The following is a 12,647-nucleotide window of genomic DNA, read 5'->3' on the forward strand; positions in this document are numbered from 1 at the left end:
CTTATTATCTTCAATTGGGTATATTTCACCAGCTCAATATGAAACAGACTACTATGATAATTTAAACGAGTCAGGTAAAGTGGCCTGACTTAAACAAACTGGTCTCCGATGAACTCGGGGCGATTCAATACAAGACGTACAAACGGGGCAGCTTGCTCCTTTCGATAAAGGGTATGGTAATGAACTCTTTGAGAACCCAGAAGCGCTAAGTTGGATTTTCAATTATACAGCTTTTACAGAATCCGTGATAAGCGCAACATTAACGTTTGGCGTGTTTGATATTGATACTGCATCGCCAGGTAGCCAATTAGACGCCTTTGCGGTTAATGGTGAAAACTTAACTTCATTACTCGATGGCCTATTTGAAAGTAAGGCCAGTGGTGACAACGTTTACAACGCGTTTACTATCAATTTAGACTCTTCATTCTTCGCGGCGTTACAAACCGGTTCAATCGGCGCTTCACTTGATGTTGGAGGCAGTGGTTTGCAAACAAACCTTTTATTAGGGGGCGTTTCATCCACACTAAACAACGGTTTTCACCTTCTTTTCTCAACCCTTGAAATTACGACGCAGGATGCGGGAGGTTCAGGCCCAAGTACTTCTGTGCCAGAGCCAGGTATGTTTGCCCTCTTTACCATCGCACTATTGGGCATACTTAGAAAAACCCAGTTAGGCAAATAACGTCACAGAAGGATACCTTCCTATGTTTAACAGAAGACACTTTATGCTAGCGGGCAGCTCGGCCATTGTCTCGCTATCAGCCATGCCGCACGCGCTGGCATCATCTATTGGTAACGCAATTGATTTTAACGATTTGCACCTTGAAGGAAAGGGTTCTTATAAAGCGAAGTATGCCGCTCGCCTGAAGCAGAACTTTTACGCTCGAAGTGAAAAGGGTAGCGGATTTTTGAAACTAGAAAGCATAATTGATGGCCCTGATGAGAACAAACTAGAACAGTTTACTTTAGTTTTTTCTGGTCGTTCAGGACTTCCCGATAGCCTATATACGTTAACCCACTTGTCATCATTTGAGTCAAGTTATCTTCGGTTAGATAAAAGTCAGTTAACCTCTAATAAATACACAGCGTCGTTTAGTTTGTTGAGCTAAGAAGAACGATAAACCATTTAACATTCGTCAATACCGACGACTAACAGATAGTTGCCCTAGTTTCCCAGTGCCGTTGTAGGGATTTGCACCACTGAGGCAAAACTATTAAGGAGTTACTATGTCTGAACCATTTTTAGGTGAAATTCGCGCATTTGGTTTTAATTTCACGCCCAGGGGCTGGGCGTCATGTAATGGCCAGCTTTTAGCTATCGCCTCAAATACTGCCCTTTTTTCATTACTGGGAATCATGTATGGCGGTGATGGGCGAACGACGTTTGCATTGCCTGACTTACGTGGACGCGCAGCTATGCACTATGGCAATGGTCCGGGGCTAAGCGACCGCCGTTTGGGAGAAAAAAGTGGCATTGAAACGATCACACTGGATGAAGCTAATTTACCCGCACACACCCATGAGGTTACAGCAGTTGCTAAATGTGTCGGCGGTGCAGGAAACTCAAACGATGCAATAAATAACGTGTGGGCCGACGATTTAGGCGCCGCGTCAGCCACGTATAGCACTAGCACGCCAACCAGTGATATGAATGCTAGCGCTGTTGAAGCCACCTGCGCCCCAACCGGAAGCGGTCTTTCAATAAGCAATATGCAGCCATATCTTGTCGTTAATTATTGCATAGCAACACAGGGGATATTTCCTTCCCGCAACTAGCTTATTGATCGCTGGGTAACGTGTTTTTTGCGTTACTCAGTTGTCTATTGGGTGTTCGATAGTATTATAAAAAATGGCAATTATATGGCCCTAGTTGAACCTACGTTAGTGAGTAAACCTGCCGCCTCTAAGATATTTCGCTCGTTATTTTTTCATTTATTGCGTGAGCGTTTTGCGTTTATTTCTGACACTCAGCTCCACCCAAAAGCCGACATTCAATTTAACGCCCGACACCAAAGCTATCACTTCCAATGGCCAAACGCGCTCTGGAGTGTTATTTATTTACCCGAAAATCTAACGGTTAAGCGCGTAGACAATGGCTCTTCGGTAAGTGAATGCACGATTAACAACACACCTGTAGGCTATGTTGTGGTGAATTACGCAGAGAGTGAAACTCGCATAATAGACTTATATGTTAGGCAAGAATTTAGGGGCCAGGGCATCGCCTCGCAGGTTTTAACGCAGGTTATCCAGCAAAGTCACAAAAATAACCTTCCTTGCATATTAACCGTAGGTGTTGAAAATTCAGCTATTACACTCTATGAAAAACTTCACTTTATTGAAGTCGCTCGCACACAAACTGACATCCTGATGAAGGTGGCAGCACCTGGCTCTCAATAAGTAAAGAATATTTGATGACGCTATGGAAATACTCGGTTTGGAAGAACGGGAGGCTGATTAGCGGGCAATAAACACTCTACAGTTTTCGTTTCATATATTCAATAACGCCTGTTTGTGGTGATGATTTGGGAGCAACTAACAACGACTGAACTTGCTCAGTTAGTAGCGGGCTATAAATACCGTTTAGCCCCCCGACCAGGCTCAGTGGTAAACGATAATTATCTGATAAGCTAGCCGCAATCGTGGATAAATAGCTGGCACCTTTTGTAATTAATGCCGTTGCTATAGAACAGTCTTTATCAAAGGCGTCTACGACCACCGGCGCTAAAACGCCATAATCCCCCCCTTTAAAACCCTTAACTTGTGCGGTAAGTTCGGCTGCTGTTTTTAGGTTAAAATGAGCACACACTGAGAAAAATAATACACTCTTTTCCTTTACGCCATCAAAGGCCAACAACGTATATTTAATTGCCTCTAAGCCTAGCCATGCACCACTGGCATTATCCCCTACAGCAATGCCATATCCTCCCCTGTCGAAAAATTCACCATTTTGGTATGCAGTACCTGCGGAACCAGTACCGCAAATGACAAGTGCGCCAGGGCTGCCATTATGAGCCCCTAAGCACGCACTATGTAGGTCGCTCATAACATGAACCGCTTTAAAAGGATTAGGTAAGGAATGAAACTGTTTTACTGCACTTGGAATGTTAGCACCGGCTAAGCCCGCTCCTAAATACACCTGATCGAGACTTATTGGACGCCCCGCGCGATACACGGCTTCTTCACTAGCACTAATAATCGATCGTAAAGCTTGCTCAGCGTTCGTCATAATATTAGCTGAGCCCGATTCAGCTTGCCCAAGAATATTGCCGTGCATATCTTCTAACTGTGCCCGGCAACGGGTACCGCCTCCATCCACGCCAATAATATATGCTTCTTTAGTCATGTCGATTTTTTGCTTCTTAATCAGCCTATTAACCTCATATATTAGCGCATCACAGTGTTAATTCCCGCACTTTTTTTACTCATCGTACCCTGCTTATCTAAACACTCTCATAATAGAGGTATTACTGTTCATAACGTATGAGCCCCTCATTCAAATGCTTCTAGCTGCCGTTATTTAAAGCGAGTATTTCAACGATACGGTGGTAAAGAATGTCAGTTAAAATAACTAAGTCATTTCCTGTGGTACTGACAAATTGAATAACCACAGTGGCATCTTCTTCGTGATACTTCGCAATACTTTGATAACCTAACACCCACCCCGAGTGATTATATTTGTATAAAGTTCGATAAACCTGTTGCTCATATTCGGTAAAAAAGGTGCCTTCGTTCAACGCTCTAAGAAAAATAGCCACCTCTTTAGCAGTGGATACATACCCTTGATCTAAATGGCGTACATCTTGTTCGTAGCCAAGATGATACCCGCTCATAAGTGCCTCTTTCTCAACCTGGTTCACAGAAAAGAATGTCTGGGTTAGGCCTAGTGGCGTAAGCAACGTTTGTTGAATATATTGCCCATGAGGCGCCCCGGTTATAGCTGCGATTATTTTTTGCAGTAACACATAATTACTATTGGAGTACGCATAATCGCTGTCTGGCGCAAAATCTGCGCGCTGATCCAGCACCAAATCCATAATATCTATATCTAATTCGCCCCAGTGAAAAAGCGCATGATCGGTAAAATTGGGGATGCCACTTCGATGCTGTACTAACATTCGAACCGTAATATCTTGCGCATTTTCTATACGCTTTTCGGTAAAGGGCAGAAGGTCTGATAATTTACTCTCTAATGATAGCCTGCCCTCACCGATAAGCTTAGTTATTGCGGCAGCGTCATAAAGTTTTGCAATACTGGCAATTTTAAATAAGGCGTCATGACGAACAGGCGCTTGGGTGACACGATTATCTACCCCGCTAACGTAGTACCTAGGCTCTGCCCCTTTTTTATCAACATAAATAATTACCCCATCTACACCTTGTTGAATAAATTCATCCAACTCTTGCTGCACTGTGTTTGGCAATGGTCTTAGGTAGTACAACCCATATTGCCATGGGGCAAACAGATAAATACTGGTAAACGTAACGACCACAGCCAATAGCCGAAGTACGTTGGTTTTACTTATTGTCATTTACGCCACCATTTTACAAAGGGCTAAAGGGAGTTATTTGCAATTAAGGCAAGTGATAAGTCGCATGGCCAATATGAGTAGTAGCTTACTTAAATATGTAAGCAAAAAGAAATAGCGTTGTGCACTTTTTACTCCCCCTTTTGTTTCAAAGTATTTTTGAACACCTTGCTAACTTGGCAAGAAACTTGTTTAAAGCCTTATGAAAGCTTAAGAATTGACATGCATATTACTATTAAACAACGAGAATTTGACGCTATGCGCTTACCGACTAATCAACTTATCAATAAAATAGAAACCTTATCGAATGGTCTTACTCCAGAACAACTGTCAAAATTTCTTGATATCATCGATGCCATGACAGCGCTAGTAGAAGAAGCTGGCGACTTAAAAGAAGAAAAGAGTAATTCATCTTCTTTGAGTCCGGCCCCTATAGCAAGCGTACATTAACAGCCGCGGGTATGGGTTTGTTTTGAGTATCTAATGTTCCTCGCCAGCCTACGTTTAATCAAGTAAACACCTAGGGGCTAAAAGTATGGTCTTAATGAATGTACGTTTAGTATGAGTGAGGACAAAAGCCAGTCATAACCCGTGCAAACGATTGATGTGCCAGTAAACCGTCATTCACCTTTTCGCCTTGAAAGCGAAAAAAGGGTTGCTTGGTTGATAAAACCGGTTCAATGCAATACTTTACTGCAGCATTAAAATTTAAGTAGAGTGACGCGTGGTTTATTTAGTTGCCGTAACAGTATTATGGGCCTTTTCTTTTTCATTAATTGGCGAGTATTTAGCCGGTGAGGTAGATAGCTATTTCGCTGTATTAACCCGCGTTACCTTAGCCTCATTGATATTCTTGCCGTTTCTTAAAGTCTCCTTACTTTCGGCAAGACAAAAGCTAGCGTTAGGAGCGTTAGGGGCAATTCAGCTGGGAATGATGTACATCTTCTTTTACCACTCCTTTTTATATTTGTCGGTTCCAGAAGTGCTCCTTTTTACTATTTTTACTCCTCTTTATGTAGCCATGCTTAACGACGCTTTATTTAAGCGCTTTACTCCCTTTTATCTTCTTTGTGCACTTATCGCTACTGCGGGGGCGGCTGTCATTCGCTTTCAGGGCGTAAGCGAATCCTATTGGACAGGTTTTTTCATCGTTCAAGGTGCCAATATTTGTTTTGCGCTAGGCCAGGTAGGCTATAGAAAGCTAGCATTCGGGTTTCCACCTGCGGTGTCAAACCATCATGTATTCGCTTGGTTTTACCTTGGTGCCCTTGCGGTAGCTTTACCGGCATTTTTTATTTTTGGTAACCCTCATCAACTTCCCGATGCGCATAATGAGTGGGGCGTTCTGTTGTGGCTTGGCGTGGTGGCATCCGGGCTTGGTTACTATTTCTGGAACTTAGGTGCGCTTAAAGTAACGGCTGGCACTTTGGCGATTATGAACAATGTACTTATTCCTGCCGGACTTGTGGTAAACCTTATTCTTTGGCAAAAAGATACCGACTACAGCCGACTTTGTATCGGCGGAATTATCATTGCTTTTGCTCTTTGGCTTTCACAAAAATATTCAAAAAAGAACGATTAACCTAGCTATCACGGTTGCCTATACGGGTATAATAGCTAAGCATTTCGTAGTCTTTTCGTGGGCCTTTTACTTGCCATTTTGAGGACCATGCAGGCCATTTAGAAAAGTGGTAGTTAACCCTATAAAGATCGTCACCGCACACATGTTTAGCACAGGGTTCATCAGCGCTAAAGCTGTGAAAATAACGGCCATCATCAAACAGCATATCAAACTTACTGGGGCTACTTTGTTGCCAAATATACTGACGTTGAGCAGGCATTACATGACCGTTCGGCGCGGTCACATATCCATCTTCCTGGTATAACATTGCCATATTATGACGTACAAACTTAGCTTCACCTTTAAATGAAAAAGTATCGCCATTGCTTTGCAATATGGTTCTAGAGAGTTCCCACCTTCCCTCAAAATCACTCAAAAGTGTTGGCAGGCTACCCGGAGAGGGTGCTTCCGTACTCCCGGTAGTTGCTGTGTTTGCCACGCTATTCACGTCGTTATTTTTCACCTATCTTGTAGATACATTTACCGCTAGGCTGTAAGGTTAAATAAACCAGCAGCTTACAATCGTTAATTACCAGGCGTAGTTAGCGCTTAGCGATATTTGTTCTCCGCGCCCCGGCGTTCCCGGAATTTCTTCAAAAGATTCGTCCCACAAATTATCGACAGCAAACACGATACTTAGGCCTTCGACGTCGGGCGACGTATAAGTAACATTCAAATGGGTGAAAAAGGCGTTGTCGTCGCCGTTTCTTAGCAGGTTATCTTCTTGTTTACGCCATTCATTATCAACTTTAAGCGCTAATTCGTCGATGATAAACCATACCGCACCAAGGGTAATACGATGAGGCGGGTAATTTAACGCGTAAAAACTAGCATCTATACTCGGCTCGTTAAATTCTTCATCTTTATCTAGGTAAGCATAGCTGGCAATTAAATCTGCATTCTCTAGTCGTTTGATGGCAATTAACTCCACCCCCAGCGTTTCAATATCCACGGGATTGGCACTGCGCGCCGATGTTGAATCTAAGCTATAAGTCCAATCTGTTAACTCGTTGTCCCACCGGTAAAACACTGCGGAGTCTAGACGCCAAGTCGCTTTATCTAACGATACCCCTACTTCTAGGTTGTTGCTGGTTTCACGAAGTAATGCATTATTGCTTCGAAAAAGGCCGCTGCTGGTGCTCCCCCCGATAGCGGTATAGCCTGCTACCTGAGTAGCTTTAGCATAAGAAGCGGTAAGTATGCGGGTGGAATTGTCAGCGCTGTGTTTGGTCCATTGAACGTCACTAATAATTGAAAACTGTGAGTCGTCTCTATTGGTATCATCAAAGGCTCCGCCTAAACGAAAACGCAGTTGCTCCCGTTCACCTAATTCCGCTATATATTCAGGTACCACACTAATTTTATAGTAGTCTCTTGAGGTAAAACTATTTTCCAACGTGGTTGATTCAATGGTGTCGCTCATCAATTGAGCGGAATAATTTATCGCCATACGCGAAGGTAAGCTGTGCTGCCCCGAAACCGCCAACGAGGACACTTCAGTTTCATGAAAAGCCTGAAACGCTTCGGGGTTTTCTCTTGAATATACATAGTGATCGCTATGCTTTCTATAGTAAGCGGAGAATTCTACAGTGCTATTTTCAGCATAGTTTTGCTGGTGATTGAGCATAACTAGGCGGGCGTCTAAAGCTTCGGTTTCATTTACATTGAACGGAGTATACATATTCGGCCAGCCAAAAAATTTCTCTTGATAGCCGAAGAATAAGTCAGTTTGCGAGACATCACTGGTAACTTGCACTCTAGCTGATACACGCTCAAAATCGTGATCGCCGTTATCTATCGTGCCATCGCTTCGCGAAGAAGAATACTCCCCTTCTACACCAAGGCTTAGAGGCGAAGTATGCACATTAGGCCATTTAACCCCGGCATGAATGCGCTGCATATTGAAATGGTTATTGCCGATACCCAATGTCACATTCCCCCCGGTTTGAATAGGTCGCCATTGGTAGGAAATGCTACCTACTAAGCTATTCATCCCATAAAGTGCATTGTCTACCCCCGTTAATATGGCGGGCGCGGTTAGCATATCGGGGGAAATCGGTATTTCAGCGAAGTAATGCCCCGTTTGTGGATCATATAACGTAGCACTTCCCACTCTAAAACCGGTATTTTCGAATATGCCCCCACGAATGGTTACATCACCTTGCGCTTCTGCCATGTTTCTTGATTGCAAATCGACCCGGGGATCGTATTCAAGGTTGGATATCGGCGAATTAAAGGTACCTACCGGCTTATCGTTTGCGGTTGCGCGACTTTCAATGGTGATTTTTTCCATATCTTTTTCGTCCGCTCCCTCACTATAAGCCCCCCCTGAAAAAACAAGGAATGAAGAAACCACCAGGGTGAATACAGTGCGAACCATTTTTTATCCTTTATGACGATTATCAAGCGGTGTTATTCTATTTATATTGTTTGCGCTATCTTAACCTCAACTTTCGATCACAGAGCCGAGCGATAAGAGTGAAGTAAACCTGTGCACAGTGAATTGCGGCAGGGATTGTATATGATTGCGCATCAAGTGAATACACTGGCGAGGTTTCACCTTACCTGGGCTTGATGATGGGTTCGCTAACAAAATGCCTTATACTGTAACTTGCCCGTTTTTTTAAAGGCATGGGAATTTCCCCGAAACGGTGACTCCCTCTTTTAACAAGCACCCACAATTATTGTCTCAAATAGATCTAATTATTGAGGTGCGGCTTACTAGTCACTATAGAACGACATAAAAAGAGTCCATATTATGAAATGTCTAACCACGCTTGCCGCTATTGTCCTCTTGAGTGGGTGCGCTACCTTGTCACAACTTTCCGTTTATACGGTATCTAACAGTGAGATTGAACGCGTACTCGACAATCAACTCAGTAACCTGCAAGAAAAGGCGTCTATTGCGGGCATTCCTCTATTCTTAGAAGTTGATGATATAGGCGTAAGTATAGGCCCCGACGGCAAAGACGTGGTGCGATTAAGCACCGATGCCACGGCAAGTATTAAGGCATTTGGGTTTAGCTACCCGGCCAAGGTACGTTTATCGTTAGAAGGTACGCCTTATTACGACAGTGAAGAGAAAGCGATTTTCGTTCGCTCATTGGCATTACTTGACAGCACTATTGATGCCGGTGGATACAAGGGTAATTTAGCGCCCTTAAGCGGCGAAGTTATGCAATTACTCAATGGCTACTTAGCGTCAAACCCGGTATATCGGCTAGACACCACAAATAAAACCGTTAACCTACTTTCCACGATCCCTATTGAATTAACCGTGGAAAAAGGGCAGTTAGCGTTACGCCCAAAACGCTAACCACACTATGCATTTTTCGCAACCTTTATAGCGTCTCGCTATATCAATGGCAGGTTAAGTACCTCCTAAATCTGCCTTTTTTCATCGCTAACTCAGCACAGGTCTTTCTATGGCTAATAACACGTCAAACCTCGACAATAACCAAGACACTGGGCGAGAAGTAAAAACCTTAAACGACCTCGCAGAATGTGTCGATTATTCATTTATAAATACCTTATCAGCAGACCCAAACGCCACGGCAAGCGGCGATGATCACAATCCAAGGCAGGTGTTTTCAGGTCACTATGTACCTGTGAAACCTACTCCCATAGAGAACCCTGTGTATATAGCACACAGTAATACCTTTTTTAATGAGATTGGATTCGACGATGCCTTAGCGCACACGCCAGCGTTTATGAGACTTTTCTCTGGAGACACAACAAACCTTCCTTCACCTATGCTTAACTATGGGTGGGCCACGGGTTATGCGCTGTCTATCTATGGCACAGAGTATACCCAGCAATGCCCATTTCAAACAGGTAACGGCTATGGTGATGGCCGTGCTATCTCGGTGCTTGAAGCAAATTTAAACGGCAAACACTGGGAGATGCAGCTAAAAGGCGCTGGGCGCACTCCATACTGTCGCGGCGCTGATGGCCGAGCTGTTTTACGCTCTAGTGTGCGGGAGTTTTTAGTTCAAGAACACATGCATGCGTTAGGCGTTCCAACATCTCGTTCACTGAGCTTGTTTACCTCCTCCTCCCAAACTGTAGATCGTCCTTGGTATCGCGAGGGCTCATGCTCACAGGATCCTGATGTTATGGTGCCTAATTTAGTCGCAATTTCTACGCGGGTAGCGCCTTCGTTTATTCGCGTTGGGCAATTGGAATTGTTTGCCAGACGGGCTAGATGTAATGAACACCCTAACGCATTGCGCGAACTAGAAGCTTTGGTCGCTCACCTTATCAAGCGAGAATATGAAGACCAGATAGATAAAACACAACCTTTTGAAAAACAGTTACTCGCATTAGCTATTGCGTTTCGCGGCCGATTGACCTCATTGGTAGCGAATTGGATACGGGTAGGATATTGTCAGGGCAATTTTAATAGTGATAACTGTGCTTGCGGGGGCTTTACCTTAGATTACGGGCCTTTTGGATTTTGTGAGTTATTCGATCCAGCATTTCAGCCGTGGACCGGTGGAGGCCGGCATTTCTCCTTTTTAAATCAACCCGCCGCCGCGCAAAAGAATTTTGAGATGTTTTGTCGTTCGCTTCAGCCCCTTCTAACCAACGCGCCTGAAGTACTGTCGCAGCTAGATGCTGTGTGTAACGACTTTGTCGTTGTTATGGAGCAAGAAATGGCGAGTATGTGGAAGGCGAAATTAGGACTGTCGCACTACGATCATGATTTACTCATGCAGCTATTGCAGTTGATGGTACAAACCCGCGTAGATTACTCTCTCTTCTTCCGAAAACTCTGTGACCTACCCACTGATATTTCTGGTGTAGATAAATGCTTTTATAACCCACCTAATCGTTCTCAAATTGAAAGGTGGAATACGTGGTTTTCGCGGTGGACATCACTGCTAGAAGAAAGTGGAAACGTTGAAGAAGTTAAAAGCAAGATGAAGCGTGTAAACCCTAAGTTCACATGGAGGGAGTGGCATATAGTACCGGCCTACCGGCAAGCACAACAAGGTGAATTCTCACTTATACATGAGCTGCAATCTGTACTGACTAAACCTTATGATGAACAAAGTGAGGATACAGAAAGAAAATATTGCCAACCGCGCCCGAAGGAATACTTCTGCGCAGGTGGTATTTCTCATTACAGTTGCTCATCCTAAAAAGCCAGCGGTGAATGTTCATAGCGCTGGCTCGTTCGCTGAAGGCTTACCCGCTAACTACTCACAGCTTGCGCTTTTGCCCACGCCTGTCTCATGCGCAAGCTTACAAAGCATCAATAGATGCACTAGGTTCGGTAAACCATACCGGCCCGTCATTAGTCATATAAAAGTGATCTTCCAGGCGAATACCAAATTCGTTAGGTACAACAATCATAGGCTCATTACTAAAACACATATCAGAGGCTAAAAGTTGCGGGTTATTTTTAACTAAATAAGGCCATTCATGTATATCCATACCAATGCCGTGCCCTGTGCGATGAGGTAACCCAGGTAGAGTATAGTCTGGGCCTAGCCCATCAGCCTCTAAGCTTTCGCGAGCAGCTTTGTCCACGTCCCCGCATGAGGCACCTACCTGAGCAGACTGAAACGCAGCATATTGTGCCCGTTTTTCACTCTCCCATATCGCTTTTTGTTTTTCTGTGGGTGTACCGAAGCAGTAGGTACGAGTAATATCAGAAAGATAACCATGCACTTTACACCCGGTATCTATTAACACGAGATCATTGTGTTTAAGTACTTGTGGGTCTTTTACCCCGTGCGGATAAGACGTGGCTTTGCCAAACAAAACAATGCAAAAGTAATTTCCGCTAGCACCTACTTTTTTATGCGCTTGGTTGATGAAAGCTTCCACCTCAGTGGTGGTTATCCCTTCATAAAGAATACTCGCTGCGGCTTTATGCACCGTTAATGTCATATCCATCGCCCGCTGGATAAGCGCAATTTCATTCTTTGACTTGTGCATTCTACAGTGCGCCGTTACCTCAGCACCATTTATGATACGCCCAGCGTCTGGTAGGGCTTTATTGAACCCATCAACAACAAAGAACTGGGTAGATTCATCAACCGCAATTTTCTCACCACCGGCGGCGTTAACAGTGTTCAATACTTGTGCGAACAAAGAATAAGGGCTCTCGTGTTCCTGCCACCCTTTTATCTCCCCTGAAATTACCTTACGTTCTTCTAGCGACGCAATTTCAAAGGTAGGCGCAAGATAAACTACGCCCCCCTTGGCTGGTAATATAGCCCCTACTAATCGTTCGCTGGCATACCACTGCATGCCGGTAAAATACGCTAAATTGGTTCCAGCGTTCAAATACAATGCGCCGATATTATTTTGTTGCATGTACTGCTGCGCTTTTTTAATACGTGCAAGGTATTCACTTTTTCCAATAGGCCTCAGATCGTTAGTCATGTCTGACAGGCTATCAAGTGCTTGTTGTTTTGTTTTTCCGCCGATGTCCGTGCTCATATATCCCTGCCATTTATACTTGTATTAGATAGACGGGGCACACTCTA

Annotated in this window: 13 protein-coding genes; 8 read left to right on the forward strand and 5 right to left on the reverse strand. The window is 44.0% G+C overall.

Annotation, left to right across the window (positions count from 1 at the left end; genetic code table 11):
* Positions 1 to 244: 244 nt before the first annotated feature.
* From GTH32_RS14185 to GTH32_RS14200, 4 genes are all read left to right on the forward strand, one after another.
* Positions 245 to 682: a PEP-CTERM sorting domain-containing protein gene (locus GTH32_RS14185; protein ID WP_163086976.1), complete on the forward strand. Its 438-nt coding sequence runs from the start codon at positions 245 to 247 to the stop codon at positions 680 to 682.
* Between the two features lie 22 nt (positions 683 to 704).
* Positions 705 to 1,109 (forward strand): hypothetical protein, encoded by a 405-nt coding sequence (locus tag GTH32_RS14190; protein ID WP_163086978.1) that lies wholly within the window; start codon positions 705 to 707, stop codon positions 1,107 to 1,109.
* Positions 1,110 to 1,227: 118 nt separating this feature from the next.
* Positions 1,228 to 1,776 (forward strand): phage tail protein, encoded by a 549-nt coding sequence (locus GTH32_RS14195; RefSeq protein WP_163086980.1) that lies wholly within the window; start codon positions 1,228 to 1,230, stop codon positions 1,774 to 1,776.
* Between the two features lie 84 nt (positions 1,777 to 1,860).
* Positions 1,861 to 2,397: a GNAT family N-acetyltransferase gene (locus GTH32_RS14200; protein WP_163086983.1), complete on the forward strand. Its 537-nt coding sequence runs from the start codon at positions 1,861 to 1,863 to the stop codon at positions 2,395 to 2,397.
* Between the two features lie 76 nt (positions 2,398 to 2,473).
* Here the strand turns inward: GTH32_RS14200 and GTH32_RS14205 are convergent, their stop codons facing one another.
* Both GTH32_RS14205 and GTH32_RS14210 read right to left on the reverse strand, forming a co-directional pair.
* Positions 2,474 to 3,343 (reverse strand): glucosamine kinase nucleotide-binding domain-containing protein, encoded by an 870-nt coding sequence (locus GTH32_RS14205; RefSeq protein ID WP_163086985.1) that lies wholly within the window; start codon positions 3,341 to 3,343, stop codon positions 2,474 to 2,476.
* 160 nt (positions 3,344 to 3,503) lie between these two features.
* Positions 3,504 to 4,529 carry a serine hydrolase domain-containing protein gene (locus GTH32_RS14210; RefSeq protein WP_163086987.1) on the reverse strand — a complete coding sequence of 342 codons (1,026 nt, stop codon included), beginning with the start codon at positions 4,527 to 4,529 and terminating at the stop codon, positions 3,504 to 3,506.
* A 219-nt stretch (positions 4,530 to 4,748) separates the two neighbouring features.
* On the opposite strand from GTH32_RS14210, the gene GTH32_RS14215 reads away from it, so the two are divergent.
* Together GTH32_RS14215 and GTH32_RS14220 are read left to right on the forward strand one after the other, a co-directional pair.
* On the forward strand, positions 4,749 to 4,976 hold the full coding sequence (locus tag GTH32_RS14215; RefSeq protein ID WP_246223269.1) for a hypothetical protein: 228 nt from the start codon (positions 4,749 to 4,751) through the stop codon (positions 4,974 to 4,976).
* A 274-nt stretch (positions 4,977 to 5,250) separates the two neighbouring features.
* Positions 5,251 to 6,108, forward strand: coding sequence for an EamA family transporter (locus GTH32_RS14220; RefSeq protein ID WP_163086989.1), 858 nt, complete (start codon positions 5,251 to 5,253; stop codon positions 6,106 to 6,108).
* Position 6,109: 1 nt separating this feature from the next.
* Here the strand turns inward: GTH32_RS14220 and GTH32_RS14225 are convergent, their stop codons facing one another.
* Both GTH32_RS14225 and GTH32_RS14230 read right to left on the reverse strand, forming a co-directional pair.
* A complete protein-coding gene (locus GTH32_RS14225) occupies positions 6,110 to 6,586 on the reverse strand; it encodes a DUF6314 family protein (RefSeq protein ID WP_343033439.1) in 477 nt (158 codons plus the stop codon).
* Between the two features lie 90 nt (positions 6,587 to 6,676).
* On the reverse strand, positions 6,677 to 8,527 hold the full coding sequence (locus GTH32_RS14230; protein WP_163086991.1) for a TonB-dependent receptor plug domain-containing protein: 1,851 nt from the start codon (positions 8,525 to 8,527) through the stop codon (positions 6,677 to 6,679).
* 378 nt (positions 8,528 to 8,905) lie between these two features.
* Here GTH32_RS14230 and GTH32_RS14235 point away from each other — a divergent pair, with 378 nt between their 5' ends.
* Both GTH32_RS14235 and GTH32_RS14240 read left to right on the forward strand, forming a co-directional pair.
* Entirely contained in the window at positions 8,906 to 9,463 is a 558-nt protein-coding gene (locus tag GTH32_RS14235) for a YceB family lipoprotein (RefSeq protein ID WP_163086993.1), read from the forward strand.
* A 109-nt stretch (positions 9,464 to 9,572) separates the two neighbouring features.
* Complete coding sequence (locus tag GTH32_RS14240) at positions 9,573 to 11,291, forward strand: protein adenylyltransferase SelO (protein WP_163086995.1); 1,719 nt, start codon at positions 9,573 to 9,575, stop codon at positions 11,289 to 11,291.
* Between the two features lie 103 nt (positions 11,292 to 11,394).
* On the opposite strand, the gene GTH32_RS14245 is transcribed toward GTH32_RS14240, so the two are convergent.
* Complete coding sequence (locus GTH32_RS14245; RefSeq protein ID WP_163086997.1) at positions 11,395 to 12,600, reverse strand: M24 family metallopeptidase; 1,206 nt, start codon at positions 12,598 to 12,600, stop codon at positions 11,395 to 11,397.
* Positions 12,601 to 12,647: the final 47 nt, after the last annotated feature.

This window comes from Alteromonas profundi (genome assembly GCF_010500865.1).
GTDB lineage: Bacteria > Pseudomonadota > Gammaproteobacteria > Enterobacterales > Alteromonadaceae > Alteromonas > Alteromonas profundi.

What these genes read in the sequence shown, in the direction of transcription:
- GTH32_RS14190 (WP_163086978.1), top strand. Translation starts at nt 705, where the DNA reads ATGTTTAACAGAAGACACTTTATGCTAGCGGGCAGCTCGGCCATTGTC.
- GTH32_RS14195 (WP_163086980.1), top strand. Translation starts at nt 1,228, where the DNA reads ATGTCTGAACCATTTTTAGGTGAAATTCGCGCATTTGGTTTTAATTTC.
- GTH32_RS14200 (WP_163086983.1), top strand. Translation starts at nt 1,861, where the DNA reads ATGGCCCTAGTTGAACCTACGTTAGTGAGTAAACCTGCCGCCTCTAAG.
- GTH32_RS14205 (WP_163086985.1), bottom strand. Translation starts at nt 3,343, where the DNA reads ATGACTAAAGAAGCATATATTATTGGCGTGGATGGAGGCGGTACCCGT.
- GTH32_RS14210 (WP_163086987.1), bottom strand. Translation starts at nt 4,529, where the DNA reads ATGACAATAAGTAAAACCAACGTACTTCGGCTATTGGCTGTGGTCGTT.
- GTH32_RS14215 (WP_246223269.1), top strand. Translation starts at nt 4,749, where the DNA reads ATGCATATTACTATTAAACAACGAGAATTTGACGCTATGCGCTTACCG.
- GTH32_RS14230 (WP_163086991.1), bottom strand. Translation starts at nt 8,527, where the DNA reads ATGGTTCGCACTGTATTCACCCTGGTGGTTTCTTCATTCCTTGTTTTT.
- GTH32_RS14235 (WP_163086993.1), top strand. Translation starts at nt 8,906, where the DNA reads ATGAAATGTCTAACCACGCTTGCCGCTATTGTCCTCTTGAGTGGGTGC.
- GTH32_RS14240 (WP_163086995.1), top strand. Translation starts at nt 9,573, where the DNA reads ATGGCTAATAACACGTCAAACCTCGACAATAACCAAGACACTGGGCGA.
- GTH32_RS14245 (WP_163086997.1), bottom strand. Translation starts at nt 12,600, where the DNA reads ATGAGCACGGACATCGGCGGAAAAACAAAACAACAAGCACTTGATAGC.